At 48.9% G+C, this 19,579-nt stretch carries 19 protein-coding genes; 15 read left to right on the forward strand and 4 right to left on the reverse strand.

Features of this window, described 5'->3' with window-relative positions:
* The first annotated feature begins 6 nt into the window (after positions 1-6).
* From EDM54_RS00880 to speD, 8 genes are all read left to right on the forward strand, one after another.
* The gene (locus EDM54_RS00880) at positions 7-1,908 is read left to right on the forward strand and encodes a DEAD/DEAH box helicase (RefSeq protein WP_122957603.1); all 1,902 of its coding nucleotides are present in this window, start codon (positions 7-9) and stop codon (positions 1,906-1,908) included.
* A gap of 29 nt (positions 1,909-1,937) precedes the next feature.
* Positions 1,938-3,176 carry a winged helix-turn-helix domain-containing protein gene (locus EDM54_RS00885; RefSeq protein ID WP_122957604.1) on the forward strand — a complete coding sequence of 413 codons (1,239 nt, stop codon included), beginning with the start codon at positions 1,938-1,940 and terminating at the stop codon, positions 3,174-3,176.
* Between the two features lie 251 nt (positions 3,177-3,427).
* Positions 3,428-4,483: a Delta(5) desaturase DesA gene (gene desA, locus EDM54_RS00890; RefSeq protein ID WP_003389310.1), complete on the forward strand. Its 1,056-nt coding sequence runs from the start codon at positions 3,428-3,430 to the stop codon at positions 4,481-4,483.
* Positions 4,484-4,549: 66 nt separating this feature from the next.
* Entirely contained in the window at positions 4,550-5,686 is a 1,137-nt protein-coding gene (locus EDM54_RS00895; protein WP_122957605.1) for a sensor histidine kinase, read from the forward strand.
* Complete coding sequence (locus EDM54_RS00900) at positions 5,683-6,282, forward strand: response regulator transcription factor (RefSeq protein WP_003389308.1); 600 nt, start codon at positions 5,683-5,685, stop codon at positions 6,280-6,282. The genes EDM54_RS00895 and EDM54_RS00900 overlap by 4 nt, the downstream gene beginning before the upstream one ends.
* Positions 6,283-6,460: 178 nt before the next feature.
* Complete coding sequence (locus EDM54_RS00905) at positions 6,461-6,808, forward strand: PadR family transcriptional regulator (protein WP_024984255.1); 348 nt, start codon at positions 6,461-6,463, stop codon at positions 6,806-6,808.
* Positions 6,801-7,349 carry a DUF2812 domain-containing protein gene (locus tag EDM54_RS00910; protein ID WP_122957606.1) on the forward strand — a complete coding sequence of 183 codons (549 nt, stop codon included), beginning with the start codon at positions 6,801-6,803 and terminating at the stop codon, positions 7,347-7,349. The genes EDM54_RS00905 and EDM54_RS00910 overlap by 8 nt, the downstream gene beginning before the upstream one ends.
* Positions 7,350-7,525: 176 nt before the next feature.
* Complete coding sequence (speD, locus tag EDM54_RS00915) at positions 7,526-8,344, forward strand: adenosylmethionine decarboxylase (RefSeq protein WP_024984257.1); 819 nt, start codon at positions 7,526-7,528, stop codon at positions 8,342-8,344.
* A gap of 78 nt (positions 8,345-8,422) precedes the next feature.
* Here the strand turns inward: speD and EDM54_RS00920 are convergent, their stop codons facing one another.
* From EDM54_RS00920 to EDM54_RS00930, 4 genes are all read right to left on the reverse strand, one after another.
* A complete protein-coding gene (locus EDM54_RS00920) occupies positions 8,423-8,599 on the reverse strand; it encodes an aspartyl-phosphate phosphatase Spo0E family protein (RefSeq protein ID WP_122957607.1) in 177 nt (58 codons plus the stop codon).
* A 521-nt stretch (positions 8,600-9,120) separates the two neighbouring features.
* Complete coding sequence (locus EDM54_RS26290; RefSeq protein ID WP_155807985.1) at positions 9,121-9,261, reverse strand: hypothetical protein; 141 nt, start codon at positions 9,259-9,261, stop codon at positions 9,121-9,123.
* Between the two features lie 13 nt (positions 9,262-9,274).
* On the reverse strand, positions 9,275-10,567 hold the full coding sequence (locus EDM54_RS00925) for a helix-turn-helix domain-containing protein (RefSeq protein ID WP_024984258.1): 1,293 nt from the start codon (positions 10,565-10,567) through the stop codon (positions 9,275-9,277).
* Positions 10,568-10,692: 125 nt separating this feature from the next.
* Positions 10,693-10,893 carry a hypothetical protein gene (locus EDM54_RS00930; protein WP_141334151.1) on the reverse strand — a complete coding sequence of 67 codons (201 nt, stop codon included), beginning with the start codon at positions 10,891-10,893 and terminating at the stop codon, positions 10,693-10,695.
* Between the two features lie 338 nt (positions 10,894-11,231).
* Between EDM54_RS00930 and EDM54_RS00935 the strand changes: the two genes are divergently transcribed.
* The 7 genes from EDM54_RS00935 to EDM54_RS00965 all read left to right on the forward strand — a co-directional run bounded on the left by EDM54_RS00935 (position 11,232) and on the right by EDM54_RS00965 (position 19,571).
* Entirely contained in the window at positions 11,232-12,011 is a 780-nt protein-coding gene (locus EDM54_RS00935; protein WP_003389301.1) for an amino acid ABC transporter substrate-binding protein, read from the forward strand.
* 123 nt (positions 12,012-12,134) lie between these two features.
* The gene (locus EDM54_RS00940; RefSeq protein ID WP_003389300.1) at positions 12,135-12,794 is read left to right on the forward strand and encodes an amino acid ABC transporter permease; all 660 of its coding nucleotides are present in this window, start codon (positions 12,135-12,137) and stop codon (positions 12,792-12,794) included.
* 14 nt (positions 12,795-12,808) lie between these two features.
* Entirely contained in the window at positions 12,809-13,555 is a 747-nt protein-coding gene (locus tag EDM54_RS00945; RefSeq protein WP_003389298.1) for an amino acid ABC transporter ATP-binding protein, read from the forward strand.
* Positions 13,556-13,663: 108 nt separating this feature from the next.
* Positions 13,664-13,876 (forward strand): hypothetical protein, encoded by a 213-nt coding sequence (locus EDM54_RS00950; RefSeq protein ID WP_003389297.1) that lies wholly within the window; start codon positions 13,664-13,666, stop codon positions 13,874-13,876.
* 183 nt (positions 13,877-14,059) lie between these two features.
* Positions 14,060-16,759, forward strand: coding sequence for an ATP-binding protein (locus tag EDM54_RS00955; RefSeq protein ID WP_122957608.1), 2,700 nt, complete (start codon positions 14,060-14,062; stop codon positions 16,757-16,759).
* A 54-nt stretch (positions 16,760-16,813) separates the two neighbouring features.
* Positions 16,814-17,623: a CheR family methyltransferase gene (locus tag EDM54_RS00960; RefSeq protein ID WP_003389295.1), complete on the forward strand. Its 810-nt coding sequence runs from the start codon at positions 16,814-16,816 to the stop codon at positions 17,621-17,623.
* Between the two features lie 13 nt (positions 17,624-17,636).
* On the forward strand, positions 17,637-19,571 hold the full coding sequence (locus EDM54_RS00965) for a PAS domain S-box protein (RefSeq protein WP_259676334.1): 1,935 nt from the start codon (positions 17,637-17,639) through the stop codon (positions 19,569-19,571).
* The last annotated feature ends 8 nt before the right edge of the window (positions 19,572-19,579 follow it).

Consider the following 19,579-nt stretch of genomic DNA (forward strand, 5'->3'; position numbering starts at 1 on the left):
CAGATCGTGGCTTATATGGTACCGGAAACAATCCCAAGGGGAGCGACGGCTGGAGAGAGAATGTTATTTGAGTGCCTGAAAAACCATTTACCAAGTGATTATATCGTTTACTACGAACCGGAGATACGGGGAAGAAGGCCGGATTTTGTCATAATAGGGCCTGACCTTGGTCTTGTAGTTTTAGAAGTGAAAGATTACAAGAGCAACACCATCTATCAAATAAATCACGATGACTGGATACTGCACAAAGAGGGCGGTGGGATGGTCACAACGAAAAGTCCCTTAAAGCAAGCGAGGGACAATGCCCGTTTGCTTACTGATCACTTGAAAAAAGATCGGAATTTGCTACAGGACAACAGCTCATATTTAAAATTTTCCTACGGCTATGGTACGGTTTTTACCCGCTTAAAACAGGAGTATTTTTTGAAGCATAATCTTTATCATGTGATTGAACCACAGTTTGTTCTTTGCCAAGACGAGGTTGACCCTGATGAGGACGGATTTTCTCCTGAAATACTATTGGAGAAAATACGCGGGATGTTCACTGTTCGCAACACGAAGAGATATATATTGACCAATGAAGACATTCAGGCAATTCGTTTCCACCTGTTTCCCGAGGTTCGAATTGGTGCCGAGTTTACATCACCGGTTCGCCATCAGGACCAACTGCTTTTATCTCTGCACAATATCAAAACAATGGATTTGCATCAAGAGAACCTAGCAAAGCAGTTGGGAGATAAGCATCGTTTAATCCGCGGGGTCGCTGGCAGCGGCAAGACACTTGTCTTGGCTAGTCGAGCCAGGCTGCTTGCGAAAGCACATCCTGATTGGCGAATTCTCGTTCTCTGCTACGGGATTACATTGTCAAAAAGTTTAAAGCAAATGATTGAAAAAATGCTGAATGAACCGGAAGATCTGTATGAGATGATGAATGCCCCAGGAACTCCTTCCGCTGCCAATATAGAGGTTTACAATTTTCATGAATGGCTCACCCAGCATCTGAAGATGAGCGACACTGATATTCCCATCCTTTTGGAAAAGGCGCAGCGTAAAGAAGCGGTCCTTCCGATGTACGACGCAATATTAATCGACGAGGGGCAAGATTTTGAGCCTGATTGGCTGAAATTGTTGTGCCAATGTTTGAACCCGACCACACAGTCTTTGTTGCTGGTAGAGGATCGCGCCCAATCTATTTTCAGGAGAAAAACGAGTTTGGCTCAAGATGTTGGCCTTGATTTTCGTGGGCGGTCAAAAATACTGACGATTAATTATCGAAATACGGCTCAAATCGTGCAATTTGCTTGGAACTTCTTTCAGGCACACTCTCATCTTCAAAATAAAGTCAAAAGCGGGACGACAGAAGGTGTGGAGATCATTCCTCCGCAGTCAACCAAAAGGAAAGGTCCCGAACCGATCATCCAACGATTTCAAAACATTCAAGAAGAGATGAACTTTGTTTCCAAGTCCATTAACTTTCTAACACGAGAGAAAAAAATACCGTATAGTGAAATTGCTATATTATACCGTGTAAAAAATACCCATCGAGTCTCCTATATAGATGAGATCAAAAACAGTTTAGAACAACACGGGCTGCCGTACACATGGGTTACAGAAAATGCCGAAACGAAAAGAAACTTCTCGCGTGAAGAAAACAAAGTGAAAATATCTACAATAGATAGTGCAAAAGGTCTCGATTTCCGAGCGGTTTTTATCGTGGCAGTCGAAAATATGCCATTCCCGCTGGAAGAAATAGAAGAACGAGAGGTTTCGCTGCTTTATATAGCCATGACCCGAGCTTTGGAATGGTTATTTTTAACATACAGTGGTCATTCAACCTTTACGCAATTTTTGGATGAAGTGGCGGCGAAAAAGAAGCTGTCAAACCCGAAGGTAAAAGAGCTAGGATAACGAAATGACTAGCCTCGGAGGTTCCTTTAATGAAAACGATCAAATCAACCAAACGAGCGGTCCGGCGTTTTCTGCTGGAGACGCAAATGCTGCTCGGCAGCCCGGAAGCGGAGAAGGGCACCTCATTTGACTCGGCACAAGTCCTGCAAGACCGCGTGCGAGACGCAATCCGGCGGCTCGAATGCGTGCAGATCGATCCGGTGAATGCCGTCCGCCCCAATCAACATCTGGTCTTGGCAGCGCGGATTCCCGGCTACCAACCAGAGGTCCTGGATGAGCTGCTTCGGGCCGGAGCTTTTTTCGAGTACCTGGCGAATGCCGCCTGCATCATTCCGATGGAGGATTACCCGATCTTTGAACCGACTCGCCAGCGGCTGCGCGAGCGCGTGCAGCCTCAGCTCGACCAGTTCAAAGCGATTGCGGACGGCGTCCTGCAAAAGCTGGGCGAGGAAGGCCCGCTGCCGTCCAAAGCATTTGAATCCGATCAGCGAGTTCATGGCTATTGGGACAATGTCAGCGCCAAAACAAAGGCGACGTCCCATGTCCTGAATCTGCTTTTGGATGCGGCGCATATAGCGGTCGTGGGGAGAGAAGGGAACCAGCGCCTGTTTGATCTGTCCAGCCGGATCGTTCCTGGCGAGCTTCAGGGCCGGAAGATGGAAAAAGGAGAGGCCCTAAGCGCGCTCCTGGACAAGTATTTCCGGGCGTACCGGGTATTCGAACCGAGCGATCCGCGGCTGGGCTGGCAGCGGCTGAGTGCAAGCGAACGGCGGGAGGCGATTGATCGGCGTATTCATGCGGGTGACGTGGTGCGAGTAGAGGTGGAGGGACTTGCCAAGCCGTATTTTATCCTCGCGTCTGACAGCAACCGCCTCTGTTCTCACATCGAAGCAGAGCGGGACGGGATTTCCGATAATGAGAAGGACATTCCTGTTTACTTTCTGCCGCCACTGGACAATTTGTTATGGAGCCGCAAGCGGCTGGAAGACCTGTTTGCATTTGAGTATCGCTGGGAAATTTATACGCCGGCCGCAAAGCGCAAGTACGGTTATTACGCGATGCCGATACTGGCGGGAGACAGGCTGATCGGCCGCATGGACCCCCGGCTGGATAAAAAAAGCCGCCATTTGACGGTTCAATTGCTGCAAATCGAACCTCATGTAAAATTCACCGGACCACTGAAAAAACAGGTATTGAACGCTTTGCAGACTTTCGCCGTCAGCCATGGCGCAGATACCTTCTCCATTGAACAGACAAGGCTGAAATAGACAAGCGTCTCTTCGTCATGCATGCTTTCTCGCTCAAAAATAAAAAGGAACGGCTCTGCTCAAAACCGCAAACCAGCAATTAATTCCACAACAGGAAATAAAATCTGAAAAACCATGACAAATGTCATATCCTCAAGTTGACGTTTATGACTACAGTGAACAGGATGCGCTTTCTATAATGAAAGTAAGAAAAATTTGCGCCCTACGTTCCTGAACGTTTTCTAAGCGTCAAATCGAGGAGGCAATACGCAATGCACGAATCCAACATAGCTACTCTGAAAAAGAATGTCGCCCCCTATGAGAAGAACGATACGAAGTCGAGTATCAGACAGCTTTTCAACACCCTGGTTCCTTTTTTGTTGTTATGGTTCGCAGCGTATCAAAGCCTGGCCGTTTCGTATTGGCTGACGCTTCCTCTTTTGATTATCGCTGCCGGATTTGTAATTCGGACGTTCATTATCTTTCATGACTGTTGTCACCAGTCGTTCTTCAAGAATCGCCTGGCGAACGATATACTTGGCACCATTACAGGTGTGATCACGCTCTGTCCGTATGAGCAGTGGAAGCATAGTCATTCGATCCACCATGCGACGAGCAGCAACCTCGACAAACGGGGTGTCGGCGACATCTGGATTCTCACCGTCGAAGAATACCTGTCGTCCCCGCTGTGGCTCCGGATCGCTTATCGGATCTACCGCAATCCGTTTGTCATGTTTGGGCTCGGTCCGATCTACGTCTTCGTGCTCCAGTACCGTTTTAACCGCAAAGGAGCGAGAGCCAAGGAACGGATGAACACGTATTTGACCAATGTTGCCATCATCGCTTTGTATGCACTGATGATTTGGGCGGTGGGCTGGCAAGCGTTTCTGCTCATCCAAGGCCCGATCTTCTTCATCTCCGGCCTGCTCGGCATCTGGCTGTTTTACGTGCAGCATCAATTCGAGGATTCCTACTTTGAAAACGAGGAAGAGTGGAGCTACGTGAAAGCGGCCGTGGAGGGGAGCTCCTATTACAAGCTGCCCAAGCCATTGCAATGGATCACGGGAAACATCGGGTTTCACCACGTCCATCATTTAAGTCCGAAAGTTCCGAACTACAATCTGGAGAAGGCGCATAATGCCACGCCTCCGCTGCAAAAGGCCACAACGATTACACTTGCCACCAGCTTGAAATCGCTTCAGTTCCGGCTGTGGGATGAGCGCAACAAGGCGTTTGTCAGCTTTAAGGAGATCAAGGACTTGCTGGATAAAACAGGATCTGCTCCAGAGCCGTTGCCAAGAAGAAGTCCCAGTCTGGAAGGAAAATAAACCTGCGAAAACCTTTCTCTTCATATACACTTAATGTAGACAGTGTAGTGGAAAAGGTGGGCGATCATGCAGAAGTGGTATCAAATTCTTCACAAAAACACCGGTCTTAGCCCTTATGTGTGGGTCGTCTTTTATATCCTTCCGTTCTATTTCATCTTCCGCTCCTCCTCTACACTTGAGGTTGTGAGCGGAATTGTGATGATTCTCGTGTTCTTTGTCTGCTACGTGTTTTCGTTTCTCTCCAAGGGATGGCTGATCTACTTCTGGACGAGTGTGCAAATCATCATTTCCATCACGATGACGCTGCTGTTCGGCTATGTATATTTCTCGCTGTTCCTGGCGTTTTTTATCGGGAATATTCAGAACAAGGTCGGTTTTTATACGCTGTACTCGATTCATCTCGTCAGTACCGTGGTCACGATCAATCTCGGGTTTATCATGAAAAACGCGCAGATGATCAACCAGCTGCCGTTTGTGCTTGTCAGCATGATCGCCGTGATCCTCCTTCCCGTCACCACCTACAACCGGAACAAGCGGGAAAAGCTGGAGGGACAGCTGGAGGACGCCAATAAGCGGATATCGGAGCTGGTCAAGCTGGAGGAACGCCGGAGGATCGCACGCGATCTGCACGATACGCTTGGACAGAAGCTCTCTTTGATCGGGTTGAAATGCGATCTGGCGGGCAAGCTGATCAGCAAGGACCCGGACCGGGCGAAAGTTGAAATCAATGAAGTTCGCCAGACGGCGCGGATCGCATTGAAGGAAGTCAGGGAAATGGTAACCCAGATGCGCGGTACGCGGCTTGAGGAAGAGATGTTTCGCATCAAGCAGATTCTCGAAGCGGCCCAAATTGATTTTCAGCTAGAGGGCGACCCCAACTTGACGAAAACCTCCCTGATGACCGAGACGGTGCTCTCGATGTGCATAAAGGAGGCAGCGACGAATGTGGTAAAGCACAGCAGTGCGTCAGCCTGTTCGGTCGTAATCGAGCCATCGCGGACCGATCTGGTGGTCAAAGTGAAGGACGACGGGATCGGCATCGCCGACGAGTCGGCTTGCTACCGCGGAAACGGTCTGCGGGGCATGCGGGAGCGGCTCGAATTCGTAAACGGGAGCATGGAAATTGTTTCAGACGGCGGGACGACGATCGTCCTGCGTGTGCCAAACGTCTTCAAACAACCGGAAAAGGAGGCGGGGATATGATACGGATCGTCATTGCCGAGGACCAGCGGATGCTGTTGGGTGCTCTTGCGTCCCTGCTCGATTTGGAAGAGGATATGAAGGTCGTTGGCAGAGCCAGCAATGGCGAGGACGCTGTGAAGCTCGTCCATCAGCATCAGCCGGATATTTGCATCATGGATATTGAGATGCCGGTGAAGAGCGGGCTGGATGCGGCGGAGGAGCTGAAGACATCCGGCTGCAAGGTCATGATCCTCACCACGTTTGCCAGAGCCGGATATTTTGAGCGTGCATTAAAAGCGGGAGCGGACGGCTATCTGCTGAAAGACAGTCCCAGCGAGGAGCTGGCCAGCTCGATCCGCAGCATCATGGCGGGCAGACGCATCTACGCGCCGGAGCTGATGGATGAGGCGTACGGTCAGGAAAATCCGTTGACCGAGCGTGAAAAGGAAGTCCTGCTGCTGATCGCCGACGGCAAAAATACGAAGCAAATCGCGAGCCAGTTGTACCTGACAACAGGGACGGTCCGCAATTACATCTCCGTCATCCTGGATAAGCTGGGGGTCAGCAACCGGATCGAAGCGATTATGCATTTCAAGGAGAAGGGCTGGTTTAAATAACCGGCCAAAGCGGATATTTCATGAATACGGTATGGACCAGACACCGGAGCGGGAGCCGGTGTCTTCTTTTTTTGGCAAGGCGTCCATTGACAAAGAAAAAACGGTGGTTTACTATATCGTTAATGGATATATCCTGAATGGATGCATTGAAAATGGATATACGATAGGAGGTGCTTTCTTGTCGCGGAATAATACGTTTGCCACAGAGCAGCTTACCGACTCTGCTTACTATATCCTGTTGTCCCTGCTCACTCCCAGGCATGGTTACGGCATTATGAAATACGTGGAGGAGCTGACAGAGGGAGAGGTTACGATCGGACCGGCGACCCTGTATACGCTGATAAAAAAAATGCAGGAAGCAGGCTACATCGTTCTCGGCGAAGGCGAGGACGAACGGCGAAAAACCTACACTGCCACAGAAAAGGGAAGGACCATCATCGAAGGCGAGATCAACCGGCGTTCCAGGATGGTGGATCACGGGAAAGCAGCATGGAAATCAGCGACGGAGGGGATCAATCATGAATAGGACAGGCAAAACGCGCTACATGAGTTCGATGGGCCTCGCATTTGCCGAGGAAAAGGAAATGAAAAAGCTTGGCGAAATGGCTGAGCAGGGGTGGCTGCTTGAATCATTTGCCTTCTTGGGGTACAGGCTCCGGAAGGGTGAAGCGCAAAAACTGCAATACAGCCTGGACGTCCATGAACTCAAGCCGTCAGAACAGAACGAGTACTTTGAGCTGTTCGAAGCGGGCGGCTGGTCCCACGTTTGCACGCAAGGGAAACTTCATATCTTTTCAGCGCCTCCCGGAACAGTGCCGATTTACTCGGATAAAAACACGATGTATGAAAAGTACAATCGGGTAATCGGTGTCTGGAGGATGCTCGCTGCGGTTTTCGTCATTTTCAGTATCGTTTTCCACCTGATCTACCGTCAGATTGTCGAAGCGCAGGGGATTACACTGTTGTCAAATGTGTTTCTCGTTCTGGCGACACTGTGCTTTGCTTTGGCTGTCCCTTCCCTGATGACATTTACGGCGTTTCTTGTCAGGCGCAGGAGATTCCGATAAAGCAGGCATTAAAGACACCAGACCGGTACGGTTTTTCTCCATACATGCTGATCGTGGTATTTTCATGGTAAGGCGGGGTATCCTACCAAATAATGTGTTTTTTCGGCAGACAGCAATGGCCACAATCTGGACGGAATATCAACCGCAGCCATCAGATCAGTCAAAGGAGCAAAAACATGAATCTGACACCTGAGCAGCGCGTTACTTTGCATGGCTTCAACAATCTCACCAAGTCGTTGAGCTTCAACATGTACGATATTTGCTATACAGAAACGAAAGAAGAGCGCGAAGCCTATCTGGCGTATATCGATGAGCAGTACAATGCCGACCGGCTAACGACGATTTTGAACAACGTAGCAGAGATTATCGGGGCCCACGTTTTGAATATCGCAAAACAGGATTATGTTCCCCAGGGAGCGAGTGTGACTTTTCTTGTATCGGAAGGCCCTGTCGTAGAAGTCCCTGAGGAGTCATTCGAGGAATCGCCGGGCCCCCTCCCTGAATCTGTCGTCATGTCGCTGGACAAGAGCCATATTACCGTTCATACGTACCCGGAGTACCACCCGGATGAGGGGATCAGCACATTTCGCGCCGATATTGACGTATCTACCTGTGGGGAAATCTCGCCGTTGAAGGCGCTCAACTATCTGATCCACTCGTTTGATACGGACATCATGACGATTGATTACCGCGTAAGAGGCTTTACGAGAGATATTTGCGGCCACAAGCTGTTTATTGATCACGACATCAGCTCGATCCAAAATTACATACCGGATGAAGTAAAAAGCTTGTACCACATGATCGACGTCAACGTGTACCAGGAGAATATTTTTCATACAAAATGCAAGCTGAAAAATTTTGACCTGAACAACTACCTGTTCGGACGGACAAAGGAGCAGTTGAGCGAGCGGCAACAGGAGGAAATAACCAATCGTTTGACAATCGAGATGGATGAGATTTTTTACGGAAAAAACATCCCGGCCAATGGAATATAAACTCATAAGTTAATCAGAAGAATGGATGAAAAACTCCCAGTCTGTTTTCAATCCGGTGATGGAGCAGGTTGGGAGTTTTCAGCGACGGCTGTACTTTTTCATGTTGCGTTGAGCCAGCACGATGTATTTGTCCAACTTCTGACTCAGTTCAATGACGGCTTCATCCTGAAGTCCCTTGTTTTTGACCAAATGAAGCAGTTGTTTTTTTAAGTCCTCAATGATTTTACTAATCTTTACTTCATCTGTTGTATCCATATCGTCACTCTTTACAGTTTTAGATTTGGAGGTTTTGCCTGTTTTCATCTCGCTAATTTGGTTAAACTTGCAACAAAATGAGACGTTTCTTTTCTGCGTGGCGAAATGAGGAATGTCTCTTTCATTTTTTCATTGATACATCGAGCGGTCATAGGATCATCCCCTTTACAGAAATAAATGCATCTTCTTTGCCAGTATACAAGCCGTCGCACATTTATTTACAAAAATTGGAGATGGGTGATTGTTTACAATATTCGACGAGAATCTACAAGGGAGTAAATCAAAAAGGAACGCATTGACAAGCGTTCCGTAAAAAGATAGTTGAATGAATAACCTAGGTGCCGCCCAACAATCGGTACTACATTAGCAGGAAGAGGGACAACAATTCTCGTCTACTTTCCCGGTTTCTACCCTATATATAAAAATAAAGTAAAACTCCCTCAGTTATTGGTACACCGAGGGAGTTTTACCTACATTCTACGGAACGTTCGACAATCGTTTCGTCTAAAAACTGTTTCGCATTAATAACCTGGGTCTGCTACATTTTTAACAATCGGTGCAGAATTGGCAGGAGGGGAAACGACAATTTTCCCCGCGGTGAACGAGCCTACCGTTACCATCAGGGCTAGAGATAAGAACATAGTCATCAGTGCTTTTTTCATTTCACTTTCCTCCCTACTTCCTAATTTTACCTGTAATACTATTATACACATTGCTTAGTTCCGTGACATATTGAATGTCAATAGATATGGAATTTTTCGAGAAAAAGGAGAAGATGTCATTTATGCATTTCATGATCTCCTCAAGCGCATGAATCTCTCCGTATGCTCGTAGGCTTTTGATGAAGCTTTCCATTCCTTCGGGAATCAATCCGGTTTGTACCTGGTAGGAGCCTTTTCTCTGGTAATATATCCCTAGTGACAAATGTTTGTAGGGTGTCTCTACTTTTCTTGGCAGTAGGTCCTTCTCTTTTTTTATTAACTCGGTGATTTTATCCAAGTTTCCGGTCTCTAAATAAATATCAAGCAACTCGTTCGCCATATGGATTCTGTTTTCTTGTGCCAGCTCCCACAAGTACGTTTTCAACATTGGGATCGCTTCGTCATACTCTTTCTTTCTTACCTTGGTAGCGGCACGATTGATCTTGGTCGAGTCGCTAACAAAGTCGTACTCAAATTTTTCAAATACATCCAGATGTTTTTCTACGGCATCAAATTGATCCAGGAAGTAGTAGGAGTTGATCATAGCCAGATAAGCTCTAGCTTTGAGCTCAGTATCATTCGTTTCCAGTGCAAGACCCGATTCGCATAATTTGATACATTGCTTGTATTTTTTGATTGCAAAGGCTTGGAGCGCCATTCTGAAGTAATAATTAATTTTTTGTTCTTTGGAAAGAAACTCAATATAATGTAATATCTCTTCTCCATCTTTATAGGATTCGTCCATGCGCTTCAGATCAAGGCGCTCGATCATATAGGTTTGCAGCAATCCCTTTGCAATAAATAGAGGGATTCCTCGTTCGCGAGAGTATCTCACAATCAATTTAAACAGCGCTAATTTCGAGTCAGTATCGGTAAGGGTATCAGCTAGATCGTACAGTTGCTCAATTGCAGTATTAGTATCTTCTAGAGGCGATTCGAGGAGTTTCAGAGCCACCTTTGAAATCAATGTCTGGTTCGAAAAACGAATGACCTCCAATAAAAGCTCACGTAGCACATCGACCCGCCGCTCTACTTCGATGTATTGCTCGACTATTTCCGGAAAGGGGATTCCCAGAACATTTGCAATGGGTTTGATCGTTCTGAGTTCAGGGCGTTTCGTGTCGCCCAATTCTATTTTTGAAATTACACCTTTGTGAACTCCGGATAGATTGGCAAGTTGTGTGATAGTCAGTTGTTCCCGTTCACGGTATCTCTTTATCATATCACCGATGGTCGTATAGTGAAGTACGCCTACACTGTCCCCCATGATACTTTCACCTTCCGATTATACCTTTTGATTTCCTGATTTTTCCCATTTATGAAAATAGCACATTTCTCATAATTTGTAAAATTTTATAAAGTTCTTTTATCCTATGCAAAGCCACAACTCCCTCAACGCTTGATCCACAATTTCGAAAAGTCTACCCAGCTGAACGACTCAATGGACAATCCTTTCAGTGCAGGGTGATAGCGTGCTTCTTTCTGCTTGTGAAAGCCGTACAGGAGCCAGTTTTCATCCCGGATCAGCTGCTCGATTCGGTCGATGATCCGTGCTCGCTCCGCTTCCTCAAGCAGCGCTTTGGCTTTTGCCAAGGAGGTTTCCGGGTAACGGGCCTGTTTGCTTTTTTCCGGCAAGAAGCTGTCGGCCGGTGCTGCATGGCGATAGTCGAACCACAATCACAAATAGCAAATGCATCTCCTCCCTTGTAAATCAATGGGGGAGTTTTTCCTTTAAGGAGTTCAATAAAGGTGAAAACAAAAGAAAACGTGAGAAATCACGAGAATGATAGAACTAAAACAGCAAAAAGAAGATATTTTAGTATATTATCGAATTAGCAATTTACCGTAATAAAGTATACACTCTTAAACGTGAAGCACTTAAAAATGTTTATAACTACTAAACACGGTCCATTATTCAGGGGGTATACAAGATGAAGAAAATAGGAGCACTGTGGCTGGCATGCGGGATCATCCTCTCGCTGATCACCGGATGTTCCGGCGCCAATTCCGCCAATGGGGACGACAAGACGTTGGTGATCGGGATTGACGACAAGTTTGCGCCGATGGGTTTCCGCGATGAGAAAAACGAGATTGTCGGCTTTGATATTGATTACGCGCGGGCGGCAGCAGAAAAGATGGGCTACAAGGCGACCTTCCAGCCGATTGATTGGAATGCGAAGGAATCGGAGCTGAACAGCGGACGCATTGATCTGATCTGGAATGGATATACAATTACGGACGAGCGAAAACAAAAGGTGCTGTTCACCAAGCCTTATCTGAAAAATGCGCAGGTGGTAGCGGTTCTGGCGAAATCCGATATCAGCAGGCTGGACGACCTGACAGGGAAAAAGGTCGGCCTGCAGGCCCAGTCTTCTGCCGCCGATGCGCTGAATGCAAGCGCGATTAAGGACAAGCTGAACAGCGTCACGGAATTCAAAGACAATGTACTGGCGCTGAGCGATTTGAAGATCGGCCGCGTCGATGCGGTCGTCATCGACGAAGTGGTGGCGCGCTATTACATGTCCAAGGAAAAAGACACCTTCAAACTGCTGGATGAAAGCCTGGCGCCTGAAGAGTACGGAGTCGGCGTGAAAAAAGGAAACGAACAGCTGCTGGAGCAGCTTCAAAAAGCGCTCGATGCCATGAACCAGGACGGTACGGCGGCAAAGATTTCCGAGAAGTGGTTTGGCGAGGACAAGGTTTTAAAATAATAGGGAAACCGGATTGTTTTTCAAATCCGGTTTTGCCATTTGTACGAACGGAAGATTTCGCGCAGTCATGTTTCTTCAAGGGAAAAAGAAGGCGGGCTGCGTATCGCAAGGAGCCAATCAAAGATGAACATCGATTATCTAATCAATATTACGGTGCCGATGCTGGAAGGGGCACAGATGACGGTTTTGCTGTTCTTCATCGCGATCATCGCGTCTTTGCCGCTCGGCTTTGTACTGACGCTCATGGCAAACAGCAAGAGCAAGCCGCTTGCCTGGTTTGCCCACACGTATATATACGTGGTCAGAGGAACGCCGCTGCTGTTGCAACTGTTGTTCATCTGCTTCGGGCTACCGATCATTCCCGTCATCGGCGACTACCTCGTCATGGATCGCTTCGTCGCCGCTTGTCTCGGCTTCATCCTGAACTACGCGGCCTATTTTGCCGAGATTTTCAGAGGCGGGCTGCTGGCGATTGACAAGGGGCAGTATGAGGCTGCCCAGGTGCTCGGCTTGAACAGATGGCAAACCACTACCAAGATTATTGTTCCGCAGATGGTTCGCGTCGCACTGCCGGCGATCGCCAACGAGTCGATTACGCTGGTCAAGGATACGGCGCTTTTGTATGCCGTGGCTGTGCCCGAGCTGCTCTATTTCGCGCAGACCGCCGTCAACCGCGACTTTACCATCGCTCCCTTTTTCATAGCCGGCATTATCTATTTGCTCATGGCTTTCGTATTGACACTGTTTTTCAAATCGCTGGAGCGACGGTTCAAATTTGAGTAAGGGACTGGAGACGAATGGGGATCATCGAAGTAACCAATTTGAAAAAATCATTCGGTACGCTGGATGTGCTGAAGGATGTTACCTTTGAGGTCGGCAAAGGCGAGGTCGTCGCTGTGATCGGTCCGTCCGGCTCGGGCAAGAGCACCATGCTCAGAAGCCTTGTGAACCTGGAGCAGGTGAACGGCGGGAGCATCGCTGTGGAAGGCGAGTACCTCGTAAAGGACGGCGTTTATGCAAATCCTCAGGGGATCAAGCGCATCACATCGAAAATGGGGATGGTATTTCAGCACTTTCACCTCTTTCCCCATCTGACGGTACAGGAGAATCTCGAGCTGGCTCCCCGGCTTGTGAGGGGAGAGCCGGCAGAAGAGAGTCGCCGCAAAAGGGATGAGCTCCTGCGGAAGGTAGGCCTGACCGACAAGAAAGAGGCGTATCCGGCCAAGCTGTCAGGCGGCCAAAAGCAGCGGGTGGCGATCGCCCGGGCGCTGATGATGAATCCGGCCATCATGTTGTTTGATGAGCCGACTTCCGCCCTCGATCCCGAGCTGACAGGCGAGGTGCTGCAGGTGATCAAGCAGTTGGCCGAGGAACATATGACGATGGTCGTGGTCACGCACGAAATGGGCTTTGCCAAAGAGGTGGCGGACAAAATCGTCTTCATGGACAACGGCGAGATCGTCGAATCGGGCTCGCCGGACGAGCTGTTCCACAATGCCAAACACGAGCGGACAAAATCGTTCCTGCACCGGTCATTAAAGTAGCGGCTATTGTAAAATCCGCTCAATCTCAGGGCAACATGGCTGGAACTTTTACCCCGGAGATGGTAAAATTTCAGACATATGGCACAAGAACCTTGAGGTGAAAAGTAGATGGAGCAAAACGACAAATCGAGCGTTGCCGGAGCAGGAGAAGAAGTGAAAAAGGTAAGTCTGGCCGAAGCCGCAAAGCGCATGCTGGAGCAGAAGAAGCAAGCGCAGCAAGGTGCGAAAGGCCAACAGAAGCATCAAGCGGCGGGCAATCAAATGATGAAGAGCCAGCAAACAAAGAAAATCAGCAATCAGCGCAGAAAAATGGGCGTATAAGGAACAAAATAAAGTTTGACAAGGTCAGTTGGGAAACCAACTGGCTTTTTTTATGCACAATTTCGGATTGCGAAACAAAAAAACGAGAAGAATTGAAAGGACTGGAAGGATTCACTAATGTGATAGAGAAGAATAGAAAATTGTCAAAACCTTTACACATTTCGAGGAAGAGAGGAACCTTCCATGAAATATAAAACGAAGCTGCTGATTGGCTTTGGCTTCTTGCTAGTGCTCATGCTGGTGCTTTTGGGCACCATTTCCAATGCGCTGACACACCTGACTCAAAACATCAATGAGATAGTCGATGACAGGTACATGAAGCTGAAAGCAGCCAATAATATGCAAAATCATGTCAACAACATGAGCAGACTGGTAGCCGGGATCGTCATCGATGAAACGCCGCAGAGCATTAATAAAGACAAGCGGGCTTTGGAAGAATCGATTAGCAAAGCGTCCGCCGCATTCGATGTCCTCACGCAAAAAACGGAACATGACCGTACAAAGGTATTGCTGAGCCAAATTGCTTCCGAATATCAAATCTATACGCAATTGTCCAGAAGGATCAGCGAACTGGCAGAAGCCGGACAGAAAACAGAGGCGATCGCCCTGATCAACGCTGATATGAAAGGTCAGAAGGACGAGCTATTCCATATGATCGACAACGTAAAGGCCCTGCAGGAATCGCTCCTGGACGACGCTTACGACCGCTCCATGGAACAGTACGAGTTTATCAAAAAGCTATCCTTTTACCTGATGATCTTCGGACTGCTGTCGGGGAGCGCTGTAACGGCCTGGGTCATACGAGGGATCAGCAAAAATCTGACGGGAATCACTTCCATTATTTCGTCAGTCGGGTACAGGTCAACGGACAAGTTCCCGCGCATTCCCGTCACGAGTCGGGATGAGATCGGAGACATAGCCAGAGCTTTTAATGAAATGGCCCAGACGCTGGAAGAGCATGCCGAGCAGGAAAAAGAATTCACGTTGGCCATGCAGGAGCACAGCTGGCTGAAGACACAGCTCGCCGATATCACAGCCACCTATCAAGGCGTGCACGACATCAATAAGCTGGCGGAGCTGTTGATTCGGAAGCTTACCCCCTTGGTCGGAGCGAGTTACGGCGTATTTTACATCAGGGAAGGACAGTCCGATCATTGGCGTTTTGTAAAGGCGGGCACTTTCGCGAGGGATTCACAAGAAATCGGGAGCCTTGCTTTTGAGGAAGGCGAAGGGCTGGTAGGGCAGTGCGCAGTAGAGAATAAGGTCATCCAGATCTCCAAGCTGCCGGAGCATTACGTGAAGATTTCATCCGGACTGGGCAGCTCGGCCCCCAGTTCGCTCATCCTGGTGCCGGTCTCACACGAAGGACAAGTGCTGGCTGTTCTCGAGCTCGCTTCGTTTCTCCCGTTTACGGAGCTGCAAAGAAATCTGCTGGAGGAAGTCGCCGGTACGATGGGAACCGCCATCAACAGTATTTTTGTTCACATGCAGGTCCGCAAGCTGCTGAAGGAGTCACAGACGTTGACAGAAGAGTTGCAAAGCCAGTCCGAGGAGCTGCAGCTGCAGCAGGAAGAGCTGCGCAGCATCAACGAAAAGCTGGAGGAACAGTACAAAAATTCCGAGTTGAAAGCCAGAGAGCTGGAGAAGGTGAAGGAAGAGCTGGAGAAGCAGGCCGAGCAGGTACAAAAGGCATCACGGTACAAGTCCGAATTCCTCGCCAACATGTCCCATGAGCTGCGAACGCCTTTAAACAGCCTGCTGATCCTGTCGCAAATCCTGTCCGAGAACAAGGAGAAAAACTTGACAGACAAGCAGGTGGAATATGCCACCACCATTTTTACCTCAGGGAAAAACCTGCTTACCTTGATCAACGAAATTCTGGACCTGACCAAGGTCGAATCGGGAAAAATGGAGATCAACAGAGGCGAGGTGTCGATCAAGTCGATTGCCATTTATGCCGAACGCGGTTTTCGGCCGCTCGCCATTCAAAAAGGACTCGGGTTTTCCGTAGAGATTGCTGACGATGTGCCAGACAAACTATGGGCCGATGAGCAGCGCCTGCAGCAAATCATCACCAACCTGCTGTCCAATGCGTTTAAATTTACGTCTCAAGGCGAGATTCGCCTCAAGCTATCGCGGGAGGAAATCGACGACATTGCGTACGTCTCCATCGCGGTACAAGACACGGGAATCGGCATACCTGCGGAAAAACAGGAAATTATTTTTGAAGCGTTTCAACAAGCTGACGGTACCACCAGCCGCAAGTATGGAGGGACGGGGTTGGGACTTTCGATCAGCCGGGAGATGGCCAAGCTGTTGGGCGGCTTCATCCAGGTGGAGAGCGTCGAAGGGATGGGAAGCACGTTTACCCTGTATCTGCCGATTGAGGAGCAAATCAGTACCGGCTCCGACCCCTATTCCCTGCCGCCAGTCGCGGCGGGGATGACCGCGGCGGAGGATCAGCCGCCTGTCAGTATTGATGGCGAAGGGCTGATCGGGAAAAAGGCACTGGTGGTCGACGATGACATGCGAAATATATTTGCGTTGACCGCCGCTTTGGAAGAGCGCAAAATGACGGTCATCTATGCGGAAAATGGAAGGGAAGGCATCCAGGCTCTGGAGGACAATCCCGACGTCGACATCGTGCTGATGGATATCATGATGCCGGAAATGGACGGGTATGAAGCTATCGAAGCGATCCGCAGAATGCCTTCGATGGAGAAGCTCCCGATCATCGCCCTGACAGCCAAGGCGATGAAGCACGACAGGGAAAGATGCATCGAAGCAGGGGCTTCCGACTACATCAGCAAGCCAGTTGAAATGGAACAGCTGATCTCGCTTATGCGAGTATGGCTGTACAGTCCAATGGAAGGAAAGGAGTGAGTATCCATTCTTGGCGAAAGTCATCCGGATCTGAAACCAGACGAATTTGAAGAATTGGAGAAGATCGAGATCAACCTGCTGCTGGAGGGAATATACCGTCAGTATGGATACGATTTCCGAAATTACAACTACTCATCGATCCGGCGCCGGATTTGGCACCGGATACGGATCGAACAAGTCCCCACGATCTCAGCCCTGCAAGAAAAGGTGCTGCATGACCCGAAGATGATGGATAAGCTGTTATCGGACTTTTCGATTAACGTCACGGAGATGTTTCGCGATCCGCTCTTTTTTCTCGCATTTCGGCAAAAAATTGTGCCTGAGCTGCGGAGACTTCCGTTTATTCGAATATGGCATGCTGGCTGCTCTACCGGACAAGAGGTTTTTTCGATGGCCATTCTGCTGCATGAAGAAGGACTGTTGCCGAAAACGAGGCTGTATGGAACCGACATCAATGAAAAGGTGCTGCAAAAAGCGAAAAAAGGCATCTTTCCGATACAAAAAATGCAGCAGTACACAAAAAACTATATGCGTGCCGGGGGGAAGCGGGCTTTTTCCGAATACTACAACGTGATCAATGGTTCCGTCCAGTTTAAGCCCTTTTTGATGGATAACATGGTATTTGCCCAGCACAATTTGGTTACGGACCGTTCCTTCAATGAGTTCCACGTCATTATTTGCCGCAATGTCATGATCTATTTCAATGAGACTCTTCAGAACCACGTTCACAAGTTATTTTATGAAAGCCTTTGCGCCAATGGTTTTCTCGGTCTTGGGGATAAGGAAGGAGTTGTATTTACAACCCATGCGAACTGCTACGAGGAAGTTTTCGGAACGGAAAAGCTTTATCGCAAATTGCCATGACCCTTTTGCAAGCATGCTTGTCAAGCAAAGTGAGGGAGCGGGGGAGCCGGAAGACAAGGTGAATATCCTGCTCGTGGATGATCGGAGAGAGAACTTGCTGTCGCTGGAGGCCGTGCTTGATTCTCCCAGGTATCATCTCATCTCTGTCCAGTCCGGAGAAGAGGCGCTTCGCTGGGTACTGAAGGAGGACTTTGCCTGCATCCTTCTCGATGTGCAGATGCCGGGGATAAACGGCTTTGAGACAGCGAAGCTGATCAAGCAGCGGGAGCTGTCGAGGCATATTCCCATCTTGTTCATCACGGCGATCAGCAAGGCGACCGAGCACGTCGTCCAAGGATACGAAGCAGGAGCGATTGACTACATTTTCAAGCCGTTTCACCCGGACACTTTGCGCATGAAGGTAGAAGGATTTATCCAATTGTACCGGAAGCAGAAGCAGATCGAGTACCAGCGGGAAATGCTCCGCATTCGCACGCTGGAGCTGCAGGAAGCGAACAAGAGCCACCAGCACACCATGCTGGAGCTGCAAAAAAGCGAAGCGCTTTCCCGGACGATCGTCGAAACGTCTGCCGACACCATTCTTACCTTTGATCAGGAGAGGATTGTTTTATCTGCAAACCCGATCATCAAGAGCATGTTTGGCTATCGGGTGGAGGAGGTTGTCGGAAAGCCGATCGGCCTTTTGCTATCCGCTCTCGGAGGGGCCGATGAGATTCCGGTAGACAATATCGTGGAAACTGTTGCCGGCAGGAAGGATAAAAGTGTCTTTCCGGTTGATGTGCAGATCAGGAAGGCGACGATTCAGCAGAAGCACGTCTACGTTTGTTCGATTCGGGATATTACGGAGAGAAAGCAGCTGGAGATTGAGCGGAAACAGCATTACCAGCACCTGGAGGCACTGGTGAGCGAACGGACACAGGAACTGGTGCTCTCGCAGGAGCTGTTTCAGAAGATTTTCCAGTCGAGCCCCTGTCTGATCGCGATCCGGTCATGCGAGGACCGCAGATATATCGATGTCAACAAGAGCTGGCTGGCTTACACCGGCTATGATTATCAGGAAGTAAAGAATGTCTCTGAAGACCGGCTCGTTTTGGCGGGGGACTTGCGCAAACGGGAGCGGGCCATCGATCTGGAGGACGCGATCCGAAACGAAAAAATTACGTACATGACAAGAACGGGTGACATCCGGGAAGGATTGTTGTCTACCGAGACGATCAAAATTCAGGGTGAACGGTGCATCCTTAGCGTGGTCACCGATATTACCGAGAGAGTCTATTTGGAAAAAGAGATCGCTCGCCTGGATCGCTTGCATCTGATCGGCGAGATGGCAGCCGGGATTGCCCACGAGATCCGCAATCCGATGACGACTGTCCGGGGATTTTTGCAGTTGGAAAAAGGAAATCAGGAGAAAGGGTCGCTCCAATACGTCGATATTATGATTACCGAGCTGGATCGTGCCAATACGATCATTACCGAATTTCTTACTCTCGCCAAAAACAAGACAAGCGATCTGAAAAAGCAGCATTTGTTCCATACGATTGAACCGCTGCTGCCGCTCGTTCAGGCGGAAGCGGCTCTGAGCGGAAAAAACATGCAGACGATGCTGGAGGATTGTCCCGAGCTTTATTTGGATGGCAAAGAAATTCGCCAGCTTTTCCTCAATCTGGCATTGAACGGGCTCGAAGCGATGGAGCGTGGCGGCACCTTGACCATCAAGACATATGTGCAGGGCAGAGAAGCTGTTTTGGAAGTCGCGGATCAAGGACCTGGAATCCCGGAAGACCTTTTGGACAAAATCTGGACTCCGTTCTTTACGACAAAGGCGGAAGGCACCGGCTTGGGGCTGGCTGTTTGCTACAGCATCGCAAACCGGCATCAGGCGCGAATTGATGTGGAGACAAGCAAAGAAGGCAGTACGTTTTATGTCCATTTTCCGCTACCTGATTAATATACAGG

It is taken from the genome of Brevibacillus borstelensis, from assembly GCF_003710865.1.
Taxonomy (GTDB): Bacteria; Bacillota; Bacilli; order Brevibacillales; family Brevibacillaceae; genus Brevibacillus; species Brevibacillus borstelensis.